16 protein-coding genes, 1 pseudogene and 1 riboswitch are annotated in these 17,561 nt (G+C 52.0%); of the genes and pseudogenes, 7 read left to right on the plus strand and 10 right to left on the minus strand.

What is annotated here, in order from left to right:
* From thiS to DB847_RS00745, 8 genes and pseudogenes are all read right to left on the minus strand, one after another.
* A complete protein-coding gene (gene thiS / locus DB847_RS00710; RefSeq protein WP_108648987.1) occupies positions 1–201 on the minus strand; it encodes a sulfur carrier protein ThiS in 201 nt (66 codons plus the stop codon).
* Positions 182–949 (minus strand): HesA/MoeB/ThiF family protein, encoded by a 768-nt coding sequence (locus DB847_RS00715; RefSeq protein WP_108648988.1) that lies wholly within the window; start codon positions 947–949, stop codon positions 182–184. The genes thiS and DB847_RS00715 overlap by 20 nt, the downstream gene beginning before the upstream one ends.
* On the minus strand, positions 942–2,432 hold the full coding sequence (gene thiE / locus DB847_RS00720) for a thiamine phosphate synthase (RefSeq protein WP_108648989.1): 1,491 nt from the start codon (positions 2,430–2,432) through the stop codon (positions 942–944). The genes DB847_RS00715 and thiE overlap by 8 nt, the downstream gene beginning before the upstream one ends.
* Positions 2,429–4,175: pseudogene (gene thiC / locus DB847_RS00725) on the minus strand (phosphomethylpyrimidine synthase ThiC). Before thiC ends, thiE begins: the two are co-directional and overlap by 4 nt.
* Positions 4,176–4,397: 222 nt before the next feature.
* Positions 4,398–4,498: riboswitch (TPP riboswitch) on the minus strand.
* Between the two features lie 49 nt (positions 4,499–4,547).
* Complete coding sequence (locus tag DB847_RS00730; RefSeq protein WP_108648990.1) at positions 4,548–4,841, minus strand: hypothetical protein; 294 nt, start codon at positions 4,839–4,841, stop codon at positions 4,548–4,550.
* Between the two features lie 81 nt (positions 4,842–4,922).
* Positions 4,923–5,420: a type II secretion system protein gene (locus tag DB847_RS00735; RefSeq protein WP_159084307.1), complete on the minus strand. Its 498-nt coding sequence runs from the start codon at positions 5,418–5,420 to the stop codon at positions 4,923–4,925.
* Between the two features lie 153 nt (positions 5,421–5,573).
* Positions 5,574–6,047 (minus strand): prepilin-type N-terminal cleavage/methylation domain-containing protein, encoded by a 474-nt coding sequence (locus DB847_RS00740; protein ID WP_159084308.1) that lies wholly within the window; start codon positions 6,045–6,047, stop codon positions 5,574–5,576.
* Positions 6,048–6,245: 198 nt separating this feature from the next.
* Positions 6,246–7,052, minus strand: coding sequence for a MurR/RpiR family transcriptional regulator (locus DB847_RS00745; RefSeq protein WP_108648993.1), 807 nt, complete (start codon positions 7,050–7,052; stop codon positions 6,246–6,248).
* A gap of 155 nt (positions 7,053–7,207) precedes the next feature.
* On the opposite strand from DB847_RS00745, the gene DB847_RS00750 reads away from it, so the two are divergent.
* The 5 genes from DB847_RS00750 (at position 7,208) to DB847_RS00770 (ending at position 12,093) form a co-directional block, all read left to right on the plus strand.
* The gene (locus DB847_RS00750) at positions 7,208–7,903 is read left to right on the plus strand and encodes an N-acetylmannosamine-6-phosphate 2-epimerase (RefSeq protein WP_108648994.1); all 696 of its coding nucleotides are present in this window, start codon (positions 7,208–7,210) and stop codon (positions 7,901–7,903) included.
* Positions 7,900–8,757 (plus strand): N-acetylmannosamine kinase, encoded by an 858-nt coding sequence (locus tag DB847_RS00755; protein ID WP_108648995.1) that lies wholly within the window; start codon positions 7,900–7,902, stop codon positions 8,755–8,757. Before DB847_RS00750 ends, DB847_RS00755 begins: the two co-directional genes overlap by 4 nt.
* Before the next feature lie 38 nt (positions 8,758–8,795).
* Positions 8,796–10,304, plus strand: coding sequence for a sodium:solute symporter (locus tag DB847_RS00760; protein ID WP_108648996.1), 1,509 nt, complete (start codon positions 8,796–8,798; stop codon positions 10,302–10,304).
* A 49-nt stretch (positions 10,305–10,353) separates the two neighbouring features.
* Positions 10,354–11,226 carry an N-acetylneuraminate lyase gene (locus DB847_RS00765; protein WP_108648997.1) on the plus strand — a complete coding sequence of 291 codons (873 nt, stop codon included), beginning with the start codon at positions 10,354–10,356 and terminating at the stop codon, positions 11,224–11,226.
* A 177-nt stretch (positions 11,227–11,403) separates the two neighbouring features.
* On the plus strand, positions 11,404–12,093 hold the full coding sequence (locus tag DB847_RS00770) for a DUF3334 family protein (protein WP_108652875.1): 690 nt from the start codon (positions 11,404–11,406) through the stop codon (positions 12,091–12,093).
* Positions 12,094–12,369: 276 nt separating this feature from the next.
* On the opposite strand, the gene DB847_RS00775 is transcribed toward DB847_RS00770, so the two are convergent.
* Together DB847_RS00775 and ppc are read right to left on the minus strand one after the other, a co-directional pair.
* Entirely contained in the window at positions 12,370–13,152 is a 783-nt protein-coding gene (locus DB847_RS00775) for a transporter substrate-binding domain-containing protein (RefSeq protein ID WP_108648998.1), read from the minus strand.
* A gap of 110 nt (positions 13,153–13,262) precedes the next feature.
* Entirely contained in the window at positions 13,263–15,896 is a 2,634-nt protein-coding gene (gene ppc / locus DB847_RS00780) for a phosphoenolpyruvate carboxylase (protein WP_108648999.1), read from the minus strand.
* 915 nt (positions 15,897–16,811) lie between these two features.
* On the opposite strand from ppc, the gene DB847_RS00785 reads away from it, so the two are divergent.
* On the plus strand, positions 16,812–17,240 hold the full coding sequence (locus DB847_RS00785; RefSeq protein ID WP_234418476.1) for a phosphatase PAP2 family protein: 429 nt from the start codon (positions 16,812–16,814) through the stop codon (positions 17,238–17,240).
* 131 nt (positions 17,241–17,371) lie between these two features.
* Positions 17,372–17,548 (plus strand): hypothetical protein, encoded by a 177-nt coding sequence (locus DB847_RS25270; protein ID WP_234418477.1) that lies wholly within the window; start codon positions 17,372–17,374, stop codon positions 17,546–17,548.
* The last annotated feature ends 13 nt before the right edge of the window (positions 17,549–17,561 follow it).

The following is a 17,561-nucleotide window of genomic DNA, read 5'->3' on the forward strand; positions in this document are numbered from 1 at the left end:
TTAACCTCCGGCGATGGCTTGGAATAACAGGATCTCATCACCCTCGCTGAGCGGGTGTGTCTCCCAACTTGCCTGAGCGATGATCTGCTGATTAATGGCGATGGCGATCCCGGGTTTTTGCCATTTGAGCTTTGTGAGGAGCTCATTGAGTGTGACGCCCGGCTCAAAGGTCATGGGGGTATCATTGATGATTAATTGCATGCTTGTGCTCTCCACAGACAGGGCAGTGAGGCGTATCAGGCAGGGTGAGGCGTTGCCATTGGCCTGCCATCGCATCGAATAGCTGAGTCGTACCAAAGGGGACGGGAAGGTCACAGATCCATTTGATCGCCTGTAGCGCCTGCAGGCTGCCGATAACACCGACCACCGGCCCGGCAACGCCCGCCTCTTTGCAGCTAAGGAGTGGCTCCTGCTGATCCGGATGCAGGCAGTGGTAGCATCCATGATGCGAGATTGGATCGATGCAGGTCAGCTGGCCACGCCAACCGATGGCGGCACCACTGATCAGCGGACGTCTGTGGTGAACCGAGGCCCGGTTTACCTGGTGACGGGTGGCAAAATTATCACTGCAATCAAGGATAAGCTGGTGGCTTTCTACCTGCTGCCACAGCTTCTCACCCTGAAGGTGGGGGAGAGTGTTCACCCGGATCCCGGGATTGAGCGCCTCCAGCCGACTTCGGGCCGCTTCAGACTTCTGCTCTTTGAGCTGGCTTGTCTCATAGAGGATCTGCCGTTGTAGGTTGGAGATCTCAAGGCTATCCCCGTCAGCCAGGGTGAGCCCGCCGACCCCGGCCGCGGCCAGGTAGAGGGCGGCGATCGATCCAAGTCCACCACAGCCGATGATGAGAACCGAGGCTTTGGCCAGCTTTTGCTGGCCATCCAGTCCTATCTCTTTGAGCAGCAGTTGGCGGCTATAGCGTAAAAACTCCTGATCTGAGAGCTCAGCCATCACACACCTCATTGAATGCGTTCAGGGTTTGCCTGAGATCGTGCGCCTGGGTGACGGCCCTGACCACAGCGATGCTACCGACCCCTGAATCAGCCACCGCCCGGGCCCGCTCAAGATCGATCCCGCCGATGGCGACTGTGGGGATACCCTGCAGCAGACCCTGGTAGCGAGCCAGTCGCTCCAGCCCCTGGGGCTTGGAGGGCATCTCCTTGGTGGTGGTTGGAAAGATATGTCCCAGAGCGATATAGGAGGGGCGAAGGGCCCTGGCTCTTAGCAACTCAAAATAACCATGGGTTGATAGCCCAAGGCGCAGCCCGCCTTGCCGGATGGCATTGAGATCGGCGGTTTGCAGATCCTCCTGGCCCAGGTGTATCCCATAGGCCTGATGCTTGAGTGCCAGCTGCCAGTAGTCGTTGATAAAAACCCGGGCCCGGTGATCGCGGCCCAGCATTATGGCCCGGGTTACTTCGGACTCTATATGCTCCGGGGAACCCTCCTTGATTCGAAGCTGCACAGTCTTGACTCCAAGTTGCAGCAGCTTTTCAATCCATGCGCTGGAATCGACCACCGGGTAGAGGCCGAGCCGCTCGGTATCGCAGCTGGCAAAGCTGTGCATCCCTGTATCAATGACTAGGGGAGCCCTTTCATCTGTAACTTGGGGAAAGTCCTGCAGTTCCGTGGGCCAGCCAAGATGAGCGATGGGGCCCGGTCCGCTGCCTACAGCTTTGGCGGATCTCAGGCCCTGGTTGAGATAGGCCTTGGCGATTACCAGGGCATCCTCCAGGGGATAATCCAAAGCGATCGCCGTGGCGATGGCGCTGGAGAGGGTGCAGCCGGTACCGTGACCATGGCGAGTATTAATTCGTGGAGAGCTCAGGGTCAGCTGGCGCTGTTGGCTGTAGTAGCGGTCTACACATTGCTCACCCTCCAGGTGCCCACCCTTGAGAAGAACGCCCTGGCAGCCGAGCTGTAATAGCTTATCAATACCCTGTTGAATGAGGTCCTTGCTATCAGGGCCGAGACCGGTCAGCTTCCCGAACTCATCGGCATTGGGAGTAATGAGATCCAGCTGGGGAAGCAGGTATTGCCTGATCGCTTGGAGCATCCCATCATCGGCCATGCTGTTGCCTGAGCTTGCCCGAAACACAGGGTCATAGACCACAAACAATGGAGCCTTGCTTTGACGCCTGAGTTCGGCGATTCGGCTCCCCAGTAGCTCCACATGCAGCGGAGTGGGTAGCAGGCCAATCTTGATCGCTGCCGGAGGTATGTCCTGGGCCAGCGCTTCCAGCTGGCAGCTGAAGGTCTGCATCAGCACCGGATCGCTCATCTTTACCGTGACCGAGTTTTGGGCGGTGATCGCACTGATGATGGTGGCTCCATGGCCACCTAAGGCGTGAATAGTTAGGAGATCGGCCTGGATCCCCGCGCCACCGCCGCTGTCGGATCCGGCGATGCTCCAGATGACGGGTTTACTGCTCATGCTTGCGGCTCCAGCTGGGTTTCAAGGTAGATCTCACCGCCCCTGGCTTTGAACTCTTCGGCCTTGCGCTGCATCTTTTCCTGAACTTTGAATGCCTCGGGGGTATTTGCCAGCTGGCGTACCTCCTGAGAGATCTTCATCGAACAGAATTTGGGGCCACACATGGAGCAGAAGTGGGCTATCTTTCCCGACTCCTGAGGAAGGGTTGCATCGTGGTAGCTACGAGCCGTCCAGGGATCCAGGGCCAGGTTGAATTGATCTTCCCAGCGAAACTCAAAGCGAGCCTTGGACATGGCATTATCACGGATCTGCGCTCCCGGGTGGCCCTTGGCCAGATCGGCGGCATGGGCGGCGATCTTATAGGTGATGAGCCCCTCCTTGACGTCGTCGCGATCCGGCAATCCAAGGTGCTCTTTGGGAGTGACGTAGCAGAGCATGGCACAGCCATACCAGCCGATCTGGGCCGCTCCGATCCCCGAAGTGAAGTGATCATAGCCGGGGCTATGTCCGTGGTCAGGGGGCCCAGGGTATAGAAGGGGCTTCATGGCAGTGCTCGAGCTGCTCTGTCATATTGGTCTCTATCATCTGCATCGGCACATGACCCGGCCCCTCGATCATCACCTGTACATCGTACTCCCAGGCAATCTTGGTCAGCTCACCCAGGGTGTGCAGCTCGGCAAATTGCGCCTCATCGTTGGCATCGGCGAGGGATCCCGGACGCATCCCATCTCCCAGGCTCAAAGAGATATCGTACTGGGCGCAGAGTTCACAGATCTCCCGGAAATGGGTATAGGCAAAGTTTTCCTGGTGGTGAGACAGGCACCATTTAGCCATGATGGAGCCACCACGGGAGACGATTCCGGTGAGGCGCTTGGCCGTCATAGGTACATAGCGCAGCAGCACTCCTGCATGGATGGTGAAGTAGTCGACCCCCTGCTCCGCCTGCTCTAAGAGCGTTTCTTTGAACACCTCCCAGCTGAGATTTTCTGCAATGCCATTGACCTTCTCCAGGGCCTGATAGACAGGGACGGTGCCAATGGGCACCGGACTATTGCGCAGAATCGATTCGCGAGTCTGATGGATGTTGCGACCCGTGGAGAGATCCATGATGGTATCGGCGCCCCAGCGGGTGGACCACACCATCTTTTCCACCTCCTCTTCGATGGAGGAGCTGACCGAAGAGTTGCCGATATTGGCATTGATCTTCACCAGGAAGTTACGCCCGATGATCATCGGCTCGGCTTCGGGGTGGTTGATGTTGGCCGGGATAATTGCGCGGCCGGCGGCGATCTCATCGCGGACAAACTCGGGGGTGATTCGCTCCGGGATGTTGGCTCCAAAATTCTGCCCCGGGTGCTGACGTTTGAGGGCCTCGTTTTGAATCGAATCGCGATTCATGTTTTCACGAATCGCTACAAACTCCATCTCGGGGGTTACCAAACCCTTTCGGGCGTAGTGCAGCTGGGTGACAGATTGGCCCTCCAGGGCTCTGCGTGGTGTCGGGCGGCTGTGCAGCAGGGTCTTGAGCTTGGCCGTGACCGGCTGGGACAACTCCTGGATATCCTGACGTTCATCGATCCAGGATTGCCTGAGGGCAGGCGCGCCTTGCTCCAGGCGGATCTCGGCGCTCGGATCCCCATAGGGACCTGAGGTGTCGTAGACACAGATCGGTTCGTTAGGCTCGAGGTGTGGCTCCTCGGGAGTTCCCCCCACCAGGGTATCACTGAGGTTAATCTGGCGCATCGGGACCCGGATATCCGGGCGCGATCCCTGAATATAGACTCGTTCTGAGTTCGGATAGGCTTCACCCGAGAGTTGATTGAGAAAAGACTCAGCCTGCTGGCGAGATTGACGTTTACTGGACATTGCACACTCCATTACAGATAAAACGGAAGAATGCTTGCCTGAAGTTACGTTGAGGGAAGTGACTGCAATGAAATGCAGTTAGACAGAGCCCTTGGCTCTTTGATTGTTACCCTTGTTTCCTTCGCAGGTATAACCCTGATCAGGTTCAACGGATCCCGAATGAACGGTCTCAGCCCCAAAAGGCACTCCGACAAGACAGGGGCCAGTATAACTTGTTACACAATGATCACAAGAGGCGGCGGGTGGAAGTTATTCATCCTGGATATGGTGGATCCCAAAACGGATGGTTTCTCCCTGATTTTCCAGCTTCTCACTGAGGGTTGCGCTATCGCCATGGCCGCGCTCAAAAAGCACCCCTGGGATCACCGTGATGATTTTACCCACAAAGTCCTCTTGAGTGCGCTCGGTGATATCAACCAGATAACAGTAGGATTCATTTTGCTCACTGAGCCACACCGAATCTCCAATATCTGGACCTTCGCTGCTGGTTTTGAGCTGGGTAGGATAACTCCTGTAGTGAATATCCCAAGTGATCTTGCTCATCTGGCTACTCCATAGATCAGCTGACGATATTTTGTCTTATTGATAATTTTGCAAAGCCCATGCCAAAAGCAGGGTTAACCATTAGCTACACTTGAGCGGTTCAGATAACTTAAGGCTCGCCTGGCGCTCAGAAGTGGCGGCGATATAGGTGATGGTGCAACTGTTCCCAAGATTCTTGCTGAGTTTTCTTGGGGTCAGGGTCAGGCTTCCCTGGTAACTGACGAACCGCCAGTCGGGAGCCGCTGCGCCGAGAAGGTAATCAACCCCGCGTTGGGTGATGAGGCCGGTTGCCGAGTCCCGCTTACTGAGGGTTGCCGATGGGTATCCGTAATTTAACGCAAGGGGTTCGCCATTGAGGATAAGCTTGCTCTCATGGCGCTGGCTGATCCCCTGTGACATCGCCAGCGAGTAGATCATCTCGGTGTTCTTTAAAAGCTGTTGATAGGTCTCTTTGACGACTGCCTCCCGGGCACCATCGACCGAGTGGCTGACATAAAAAGAGGCACTGACCGAGAGGATCCCCAAAATGACGATCACCATGATAAGCTCAATCAGAGTAAAACCCGGAACCTGTCTCACTCCTGCCTCCATCAAACTGTTACAAAGCCGCCGCATTGCGGGTACTGTGAACGGCTGTGTGAAATTTTTGTCACTGGCTTTGGTAAGGCAAGAGTGGTGCCAGTACCACGAAAAAAGGAGCCCTGAGGCTCCTTTTCGGAAGGTATAGAGTGGTTAGCTGCAGACCAATGGGTTTGGAATACTTACGCTCGCCTTAGCTTTAGCCGTTGCTGCATTATAAGTGATGGTACAGGTCTTGGCGGTTGTGGCTGAGATCCCCTTCGGCGTCAGGGTGACTTTGTTGCCTGCGGCCGTCGCGGTCCAGTCTTCTAAGTTGATGCCAACCAGATAATCAACGCCCTTGGTGTTTCCTTTGGATACGGTTGCCGAAGGATAACCATAGACGAGACCCAGGGTATCGCCATCCATATCAATAGTGCCCTTAGCGGCAGTCTGTCCCTCAGAGACCGCAAGCACATGAACCAGTGCGGTGCTGCGCTGTAGCTGGTTATAGGTCTCTTTAACCACAGCGTTACGGGCGTTGTCGACCGAGCGGGTGGTGTAGTAGGTTCCGGCGGTCGCCAGGATCCCCAGGACCACCACGACGATTACCAGCTCAACAATGGTAAAACCCTTATTTTTTCCCATCAACATTCCTCCGTGAATATGAAGTAAATTATTCCCACACGAGAACGATTTATTCCCATGCTACCAGTAAAAAACCGCACTCATCAACAAGCTATTTACATATTTGCTATAATTAGAAGTTTGTCACATTGACTATTTTTATGTGTCTATTGTTGTCGCGATATCTTTAGCTACGCCCTGATTTTTTTGCTTAGTAGCTCAGGGGGAGGTGACCTGAGCTGTTTCTCTGGCAACCTCTGCCAACTCGGGTGCAAGCTCCTGCATGTAGCTACTGAGCAGATCGAGTACCAGCATCTGTGGAGCCTTCGATTGAAACTCCCCTGCGGTGAGTGGAGATTCAGGCGACGCCGTGAGTAGCTGTAAAGAGACGAGTTTTCCTAACGGGGTGCGATCCCGGTTGGAGATGGATAACAGATAAGCATCTTTTTTCCTGGCGATCTTGGCTGCCTGAATGACATCTAAGGTTGAGCCACTACTGGATATACACACAAGCAGATCGTTTTTTCCCATAGTTGCACATCCCATGGCGGCACTATGGCCATCAGAAAAGACCCGTGCTTTTTTTCCAAGGCGTGTCATCCGATAAGCCGCGTAATGAGCAATGGCCGCAGAGGCACCAACCCCCATAACACTAATGAAGTCGGCCTTGAGAAGGGCCTGGGCTGCTGTTTTGAGTATTTCCTCCTGTAGGAGTTGCTCTGTTTCTTTTAGGGACGAAATTGCCTGCCCGGTGATTTGGCCAATCCGTCCATTGTGGGGCGCTTCAGCCTCCTGTTTTTGGCGCTGGCCAAGGGCCAACGCCATTTTGAAGTCGGCAAAACTATTGTAACCAAGATCTCGTGAGAAGCGGATGACACTGGCTTCACTGGACTTGGAAACCTCAGCGAGTTCGGTCACTGTTTGAAAAATAGTTTCATCGGGATGCGCGATCACCGATCTGGCGATGCGTGCGAGAGCCGGGCTCATGCTGTCCTGCAGGCTACGGATCTTAGAAAGCATGTTCATTGAAAGTATCGCGATTAGGGGGCTAGGTAAGGGGCATTTTACTGCAGTAGATCACAAAAAAAAACTTCAAATAACTTATCTATTGTGAAAAATATTTTTACGAAATACCCTTGATGAAAATTTCAGTTTTGTGATTTTTTATGAAGGAAAATTTCATGAGTCTTTCGAGTCCTTTATTAGAAACCTTGAAGCATGGATTAATCACTTCCTGTCAGCCTATTGAACAGGGACCAATGGATGATCCAGAGATTATCGGCGCTATGGCTCAGGCTGCAGTTGCTGGAGGATCGAGAGCGCTGCGTATTGAAGGTGTTAATAATGTTAGATTAGTCAAAGAGTTAGTCAGTGTTCCTATCATTGGAATCGTGAAGCGAGACCTGCCACAGAGTCCGGTTCGTATCACACCACTCCTTGAGGATGTTGCAGCTTTGGCTGGGGCCGGGGCCGATATCATTGCCTATGACGCGACGCTGCGCTCTCGTCCTGTTTCTCCCCAAGCTCTGCTTGCTGAAATTCACCGACAGGGAAAGCCTGCCATGGCGGACTGCTCGGATCTGAGTGACGGTATGTCAGCCTGGCAATCCGGTGCCGATCTCATCGGGACAACCCTGTCGGGTTACACACAGGGGCATCCCCCGGTAGCTCCTGATCTTGAACTGGTGAGAAAGTTAGCCCTGGCGGGTTGCAAAGTGGTAGCTGAGGGGCGCTATAACACACCTGAGCTTGCTTCAGAGGCATTAATGCATGGAGCCTTTTGTGTGACTGTAGGATCAGCCATTACCCGGATAGAGCATATATGCCAATGGTTTTGCCTGCAGATGAGTGAGTCTCCCCAGGAGTGTTATCTATGATTCTGGCAATTGATTTAGGGGGAACCAAGCTGGCGGCGGCTTTGTTTGATGGGGAGCAGCTGTGTGATCGTATTCAGTTCAAAACCCACTCTTCTGGCGATCCCGGCACTCTTAAAGATCAGCTTCAATCTTTACTACACCACTACCAGGGGCGCTTCGATTGTATTGGTGTGGCAAGTACCGGGATTATTCAGCAAGGCCGATTAACGGCTCTTAATCCGGATAACCTGGGAGGGCTTAAAGGCTTTGATCTTGAGGTTTTTTTTCAGCAGATTTTTCCCGGTCCAATTGCTCTTCTTAATGATGCTCAGGCTGCGACTTTTGGTGAGTCGGTGGCTCGTGATAACGCAGCAAATCTGGCATTTATAACCGTTTCTACCGGTATTGGCGGGGGGCTAATGATTAATGGGGAGCTGCTCCGGGGAGGAAGTGGTCACCTGGGCCATACCCTTGCCGATCCTGATGGCCCTGTGTGTGGCTGTGGCCGCAGAGGTTGTATTGAGGCGGTTGCTTCTGGCTCGGCCCTATCACGACTGGGATCTGAGGCCCTGAGAAGAGAAGTCTGTGCCCGGGAACTGTTAGAGCTCGCCCAAAGTGATACCAGAGCAGAACAGATTGTCGATAGAGCCTGTCTGTCCGTCGCAGGGTTAATTGCAGATCTACAGGCTTCATTAGCGGTAGGCCGAGTGGTTGTGGGTGGCAGTGTCGGATTGAATCCACTTTTTTTCGATAGGGTCACATTGGCACTTGCCTCCAATCCCGCCTTTTATCGTCCGGTCGTTGAATCTGCTGTGCTGGGGGCTGATGCAGGGTTATACGGTATCAGCCATTGGGTGAAGCAGTTTCATCGGTAACCAAAACAATAATAACCCGACTCTACAGGATATTGATTATGGAACACCATGATTTTGGCGCGATCAACTATATGATTCTCCTTGCTTATCTGCTGGGTATTTTGGCGATTGGCATCTATTTTTCTAAACGGCAGAAGAAAACGGACGATTACTTCAAGGCGGGTGGGCGGATCCCTGGCTGGGCGGCTGGGATCAGTATTTTTGCAACAACCCTAAGCTCTATTACCTTCATGTCGATCCCGGCTAAATCCTATAGTTCAAACTGGGCATTTTTAGTGGGGCAATATGTCACTATCTTAATGTTCCCTCTGATTTTTATCTATTTTATTCCCTTCTTTCGTCGCCTGAATATCACCTCAGCCTATGAGTATCTGGAGGCTCGTTTCGATGTGAAAATGCGAGTCTTTGGCAGCCTCTCATTCATGCTATTTCATGTGGGAAGGATCGCGATTATCAGTTATTTGACCGTGCTTTCTTTGCAGCCTTTTGTACAGATTAACCCCTACCTGTTGCTGGGAATGGTCGGGGTGCTCTGTATCATCTATACCTTCCTTGGTGGAATTGAGGGGGTAATCTGGACCGATGTGATTCAGGGGATCATGTTATCCGCAGGTGCAGTTCTGATCTTTATCATTGCCTGTTTCAAGGTCGATGGTGGTGTTGTCGAGATCTTTACTCAGGTTGCTTCACACCATAAATTTTTCCCTGCGAGTGAGTGGCACTTCAGTTGGAGTCAGGCCACGATCCCTGTGTTAGTCATGGGGGTCTTTTTCAGTAATTTACAGCAATATACGGCAAGCCAGGATGTGGTTCAGCGCTATGTCACAACGGACTCGATGGAGGCTAATAAGCGTTCATTGATCACCAATGCGAAATTCACTGCCATCATTCCAATGTTGTTTTTTGCAATTGGTTCGGCCTTTTATGTCTTTTATCTGCAAAACCCGGGGCTGTTGCCAGAGCATTTTAACAGCGCGCAGATTTTACCCTACTTTGTGGTCACTCAAATGCCTGTTGGGCTATCCGGCCTTATCATAGCTGCCATTTTTGCTGCATCTCAGTCCAGTATCTCCAGTAGTCTGAACAGTATTTCTGCCTGCTTTACGACAGATATTAAGCAACGCTTATTAACACCTGAGCGTAAGGCTGATGATCTTGCTACAGCACGCCTGGTGATTGTTATATCAGGTCTACTGGGTGTTGCGGCAGCGACTTATATGATTGCGACTAATGAGAGCCAGGTTTGGGATGCTTTTTATAGTTTACTTGGCCTGGTTGGGGGACCTGTGACCGGGCTCTTCTCATTGGGTATTTTCAGTCGCAAGGCCAATGCCCGCAGTGCTCTGCTCGGCGTTATATTCGCTATCTTTGCCTTACTCTGGGCGCGCTACGTTACTGATTTGAATTTCTTTTACTATTCGGCGATCGGCACACTGACCGTGATGTTTGTCGGTCATTTTTCAAGCTACTTCATACCTGAGGATGATCAGCAGAGTAAAACTTCAGGTAATACTATTTACACTCAGCACCCGGTGCAGAGCAAATAATCCAGTTTCTTAACCGCTATCACCCATGACCTCTTTGGAGAGACACGAGATGCAAAAATTTAAAGGTATCTATCTTCCCCTGATGACCCCCTTTCATGAGAATGGAAAGCTTGCGTTGGAGCTTATACCACAGATCATTGATTATCAGATTGAGCAGGGGGTGGATGGATTTTATGTCGGAGGAAGCTCAGGAGAAGGATTTCTGCTCAGTGAAACTGAGCGAGCTCAGGTGTTGCAAGCTGCGGCAACAGCAAATCGAAACAGGGTAGGGATGATTGCTCATGTTGGAGCTATTAGTACGGATTTGACTATTCAGCTGGCTCACCAGGCCGAAGAGTGTGGCTATGATGCAATTTCAGCGACACCACCTTTTTATTATGGCTTCAGCCGTGATGAGATCCATAGTCATTATCTGAATCTTGCTGATGAGAGTGTTTTACCTCTATTGCTCTATAACATTCCAGCTACGACGGGGACCAGCTTTAGTGTTGATGAGCTGCTTCAGTTGATGGAGCACCCTCGTATTATAGGGCTAAAGCATACGACTCCCGACATGTTTTTGGTAGAGCAGTTAAGGCAGCGCTGTAAGGATGCGGTAATTTTCCATGGGGAAGATACCATGTTGAGTGCCGGGTTTCTTTATGGAGCTGATGGAGGTATTGGTTCGACCTATAACCTGATGGCTGCAACTTATGTCAAGATTTATCAGCTGGCACAGCAGCGAGAATTTAGTGCTGCCCTTGAGCTGCAGCATCAGACCAACCTTGTTATCGATAAAATCCTCAAACTTGGTTTGTATCAGTCGATTAAGTACCTGATGGGGTTGCGGGGTGTTGATTACGGATGCTGTCGTAAGCCATTCCTGCCGCTGTCTTGTGAGTCAAAGAAAGCTCTCGATGAGCTGAATTCACTGATGAACTAGGTTTCGAAGGCTTTAGTGGTTAGCCAACGAATAGAGCAGAATCTCTCCCTGCTTTGTTCGTTGGGGCTCAAATTGCTCGCATTTCTTTTGCAGTTAGCGTCAGGTGGCGCATAATCAAAATAACCAGCTTGAATGAATGTTGCCCACCAATGAGTTTATAACGAATAAGGGATGGCGATGAAAAAGACTAAAGTAGTAACCACGGACGATATACTGCTGACCTTGTGCAAGTCGGTGACCAAGGTATTGGCCACGGCAACCGGGAGTGAGATCAACTACTCCGCCATGGTGCAAAAAATCAACAAAACCTGCCTCAAGCCCGATATTGGCTGCTTTGTACTGTTTGATGGGGGGTTTTCCGGATTGGTGATTATCAATTTCGAAGCCGCTTCGGCGATGGAGATCTATCGCAACTATATGTTGCAGATGGGGATGTCTGAAGCAGAACTGGCGAGCCAGCATACCTCAGATGAGGTGGGAAACATGATGGGCGAGCTGATGAATCAGATCGTCGGTGACTTTACCGGGACCATCAGCAAGGAGCTGCAAACCAACATTACCCAAAACCAGCCCCGGATGCTGGCGATCAATAAGCAGGTGATGATGTCGGTTGATACTAACCTGGATCGACCCCAGGCAAGGCGGGTGACCTTCTCTACTGAAAAAAATAACATCTTCTATCTTGAGCTGGCGATCGATAAGACTGAGTTTATTCAGTTGCATGAGTTTGAGACTGAGGAGGACTTTGATCCCGACTCATTGATTGAAGCGGAAGCAAACAAGGCGAAAAATGGCTCAACTAAGGCTAAAGAGCCGCCTGCCGATGCCGGGATGGATCAGGATCTGTTGGATGAGCTTGGGATCTAGAGTGTTTTCCGGATATACCGGTTCATCTCATGCAAGCAGCTTTGACTTTGATCGCTGACTCGCAAGTCGCATCCATGTTGCTCTGCTGCAGCATCCTTGCTGCAGAAGGTCAGCTTAACAAAGCTCAAAGCAGCACTTGAACTTGAGGGGCGTGAATAACTACCCGGATTAAACTAAAAGTGCTCTAGAGCATTTTCTCCATGAATGGAGCAGGTCCTGATTAATTCGACAGTGAGCTAGTTTGACCCATTAAAAAAGGAGCCACCGGCTCCTTTTTTAATGGCTGAACTCAAGGGATCCGTACTGATCCGTATCGGTAAGGGTCTGGTTCAAGGCCTGCAGGATTCGATCTGGTACTCCCATACCGCAGATGAGGTAGCGCTTTTCGCCGTGGGGAATATCGCTGAAGCTGATACTTTTGAAGTCCTGATACTGAAAGGCAGAGGCCTGGATCAGCTTTTTGATCTCCTCTGGGGCGATAAAAAAGTAGTCGTAACGCCGGTAGTAGATGAGCTCCAGCATCTTGAAGTTGTCATAGGCAACCTTTTTGGTGCTGGGGTGATACTGCCTTAGCTTCTCATCGATAAATTGCCCGTAGGAGTAGCCATCCCGGACCAGCAGTTTCAGGTTGGGATTACTCAGTACCTCAGGAAGGGTCTGACCATCGGTGAACTGGTAGTTACTGGATTTAACCAGGGCGACCTGGGGTTTGTCCTGGTAGATGGGAAGGCTGTATTTGGCATAGCGCTCGCGCTCAGGCGTCTTGAACCAGCCAAGGGCGCATTCACAAGGGCGATCGCTCTTGATCCTCTGGAGTTGGCGCTTGGGGGGGATCTCTTTCCAGACGGTATTAACCCCGGCTAACTGAAACGCATCCGAGACCACGGAGGCGGTTAAACCTGTGATTCCCCGGGGAGTGAGCTGCATATAGGGGATGCGCTCATGGTAGAGAATATGGATGCCTTGCTGGCAGGCGGGAGTGGCTGGTTCAGCCAGGAGGTTAAAGCTACCCACCCAAAGTAGTGAAAAAAAACAGCCTTTCCACGGCGTGCTCATCATTCCTTACCCGTTGGCTATCTTGCTAATAGTTTAGCTTTGATTTGCGATGGACCGGGTGAAAGCTTAATGAGGGGAGGATAAGGGAGCGCCTGGCGCTCCCTTTAGGGTGATTAACCGGTGTTACGCATGCCTGCGGCGATACCGGCGATGGTGACCATTAGCGCCTGATCCAGCTCGGGATGGAGCTCCTCTTGCTGCTGGCGGGCTCGCTTTAACAACTCGGCCTGTAGCAGGTTCAGTGGATCTGTGTAGGGGTTGCGCAAGTTGATCGACTCCCTGACCCAGGGCTGATCATCAAGCAGGGCGGCATCGGGTCTGAGTTTAAGCACCAACTCGACACAGGAGGCAAGCTGTTGTCTTAGCTCCCTGCCAAGGACTTGCAGCTCTTGTGGTACCAGGGTGCGGTCATAATACTCAGCCAGCCAGTGATCGGTCTTGAGAAATACCATCTCCAGCATCTCCAGTCGCGCGTGGAAAAATGGCCAATCCCGGTTCATCTGGGCCAGGATCGCCTGCTTTCCATCCTGCAATACCGCCTGTAATCCCTGGTAAGCACCCAGCCAGACCGGAAGCATCAGGCGATTCTGAGTCCAGGCAAAGATCCAGGGGATTGCTCTGAGGCTCTCAACCCCGCCATCGACCTTACGCTTGGCCGGGCGTGATCCCAGGGGTAGTTTGCCCAGCTCCAGCTCGGGGGTTGCGGCCCGGAAGTAGGGGACAAACTCAGGGGTTCCCTGAATTACCTCTCGGTAAGCTTCGCAGGAGCTCACCGCGATCTGCTGCATGGTTTCGCGCCACTCGGGCTTAGGGTGAGGGGGAGGCAGCAAGTTTGCCTCCAGCATGGCGCTGGCGTAAAGGTTGAGGCTCTGAGTTGCCACCTCCGGCAAGCCAAACTTGAAGCGGATCATCTCGCCCTGCTCTGTGACTCGCAGGCCCCCCTTGAGCGATCCTGGGGGCTGAGAGAGAATTGCCTGATGTGCCGGGCCGCCGCCCCGCCCTATGGTGCCGCCCCGGCCATGGAATAGGGTCAGCCTTAGTTTCTCTCGCTCAGCAATCTCAACCAGCTTCTCCATCGCATCATATTGCGCCCAGGCCGAGGCCAGCATGCCGGCATCCTTGGCTGAGTCGGAGTAGCCGATCATCACATACTGCTGCCCCTGGATATAACCGCGATACCAGTCAACGGCCAGCAGACGCTCCATTACTTCGGCTGCATTATTCAGGTCATCGAGAGTTTCAAATAGTGGTGCGACCGGCAGATGGAATGGGCAACCGGCTTCCTTCAGCAGGAGTTGCACCGCCAGCACGTCAGAGGCGTAGCTGGCCATCGAGATGATGTAGATGCCAAAGGCATCCCGATCATGCTCTGCGATAACCGCCATGGTATCCAGCACCTCCCGGGTTGCTGCACTGGGTTCCCAGTTCAGTGGGGTGAGTGGACGCTGGGAGTTTAGCTCGGTCAGGAGGAAGGTTTGCTTATCGGACTCCGACCACTGGGCGTAGTCTCCCACGCCAAGCGCTCGGGTGATCTCTGACAGAGCATCTGCGTGGGACTCGCTGTCCTGGCGGATATCCAGTTTAATCAGCTGTAGGCCGAAACACGCCAACTTACGCAGCACATCCAGCAGCATGTCATCAGCGATGATCCCCATGTTGCACTGGTGTAGCGAGCGATAGCAAAGCTCAAGAGGTTCTCTGAGCTGTTCTGTTCGGGTGATCAGATTGCGAGCGTCGCTAACGGTGCCCTGAAGCTGGGCTGTCAGGTAATCCTGAGTCTCCCTGAGTTCATCACGTAGCTTTCGCAACACAAAGCGGTAGGGCTCACGGCTGTCTCCGGCGACCGCACGTAGCTCATCGGAGCAGTCGGTCATAGAGAGCTCTGAGGCCAGGGCCTTGAAGTCCTTATACAGCAGATGAGCCGCCATCCAGCGTCCCTGAAGAAGAACCTGGCGGGTAATGTCGGCGGTGACGAAGGGGTTACCGTCGCGATCGCCCCCCATCCAGGAGCCGAGGCGTACCGGAGCCGCATCCAGCGGGAGTCGATAGTTAAGTTCTTTATGCAGGCGCTGATCCAGCTGACGGAGAAAATCCGGGATCGCGCTCCACAAGCTATTTTCAATCACAGCCAGCCCCCAGCGGGCCTCATCCAGGGGGGTGGGACGCTTGGCGCGGATCTCATTGGTATGCCAGGCCTGACTGATCAGTTGTTCGATGCGACCTGTTAGTAATGCTTGCTGACGACTGTCGAGCTCGGTGAGCTCCAAGGCCTTGAGGCAATCGCTCAGTTGAACATGTTTGTGGATCAGAGTACGCCGGGTCACCTCAGTGGGATGAGCGGTCAGGATCAGCTCAATATCCAGCTGCTGGACTGCATCATGGATCGCCTGCTCATCCAGTTTTGCGGCTTTAAGGCGAGCGAACAGTTGATCCAGAGGGTTTGGGGAGCAGACATTGGCTTCACAATGGCGGGAGATGGTGTGAAATTGCTCTGCAACATTTGCCAGATTGAGAAACTGACTGAAGGCCCGGGCTACCGGGAGTAGCTCACTATCGCTTAGTTTTTGCAGCAGGGCCAGCAGTTCGTCTCTGGCATTTTCATCTCCCTGGCGGGAGGATTTAGCAAGTTGGCGGATGATCTCTATCTTGTCGAGAAACGCTTCACCCTTATGCTCTTTGATTGTTTTGCCCAGTAGCTGTCCTAACAGTCCAACATTTGACCTTAGACTGGCGTACTTATCTGTCATTTACGTCTCCTTATATGTTGTTGAAAGACAACAACCTGACGGTGGCGTTGGAGTTTCAATCTAGCCTCTACCTCCTCGGCAAGTCAAATAATGTTCAGTTAGCTTTCGTAAGTTGTTGAAACTTTCTTTCATCGTTTGCTGGCTAAAGTGGCTGTAAAAGCAGAGCTGCGGTTCATCGTATATCTCTCGGCGAAGGAGGAGATCTGGCCTCTATACCTCCCCGGACGACCTTGCAGCAAAGCTTGCTATATCGATACAGTGGGTGGTCGTGTTTCACATCTGTTGTTGATGTCTGATTTCACGTCTCAACAACACTGTGTGTATCCGTCCATGGAACCTCTGCTGCCGCATCCCTGCGACAGAAGGTTGTTGACCTTGAAATCAGTACACCTTTGTATGAGCAATGGATCTGAGACATAACCCAGTGGGTATCTGGAATCACCTAAATAAACTATTAAGGAGCAGGTGATTAATATATGAATATATCGATACCTATATATCCTCATGTCACTGTTTGTCAGTGACACAAATATCCACGAATAGTTTCGATAAAAATAAAAAATATTTTTCTGAACTAATATAAAAACCGACCCTCAAATAGGTTGTGCATGCAGATTAGGAGTAGGATTCGGGCGGTCATCAGACACAGCCTGTGGGGCTTCATGTGCGCGTTTTTACTGGATTTGAACCTTCCTCTTTCATGAATTATCGGTGCATTGATAAAAACTTTGTGCTTTCAATGGAGTAGCTATGTGGGATAAGTTAAATATCACTGTTTTTCATATTATTAATGGCTATGCGACAAAAAGCCGCGTCCTGGATAACCTGGCTGTAGAAATTGCGAATCATGCTCAGCTAATTCCTATTATTCTTGTTGTGTCACTATTTTTTTTAAAAAATCCCAGGTGTAATCGGTTGGCTAGTCTATCTATCTACAGTGCTCTGTTTGCGATGACTCTAACTTCTATTATTCGTCATCTGTTTTTTCATCCCCGCCCTTTTATGCTGAAACTTGGAACTCAATTGATTCAGCATGCACCTACCAGCTCCTTTCCTTCGGCACACACCACATTTATGTTATCAATCGCACTGATCTGGCTCTACTTCAGAGACTCCCGCAAGATAGGTATCTTGCTCTGCCTGGTCGGTCTGATGGGGGGATTGGCCCGGGTGTTTTGCGGCATCCATTTCCCACTGGATATTGTTGGCTCATTTTTGGTTGCATTGAGCACTTCATCCCTGGTGTTTATCTGCCGAGGCTGGCTGGAACGGCTCAATGGATGGATCGCTGCTAAGTCTAGAAGTCTCCGGGGTTGCCTGGGATTTAAGGTTATCGAAAAGTGATTGTCTGTTTCTGATAGTCCCTGAGCCCATAGCGCCACGCGGCAAGTTCGAACCTCTTCCATGAGTTTCTTTCCCGCTCAGCTCCGGCTTCGCGTGCGTTGCTATGGGAGAAACTTATCCTTGTTTGCTCGATGTCAGCGGCTACCATTCTGGTAGCCCTTCCCAGTTCGCGCTCCATCGAGCTCACTAGGTTGCTACGCAACTTCGCCCATGTTGGCAAGGGGCGAGGTGACTCACAAATCATCGAAATTGGAATGAACAATACCCTGATCAATGAATCATCTGGATCGCAGGCGACTGTGGCCTGAGTTTGACTCGTCC

The organism is Dongshaea marina (assembly GCF_003072645.1).
In the GTDB taxonomy this organism is placed as follows: Bacteria; Pseudomonadota; Gammaproteobacteria; order Enterobacterales; family Aeromonadaceae; genus Dongshaea; species Dongshaea marina.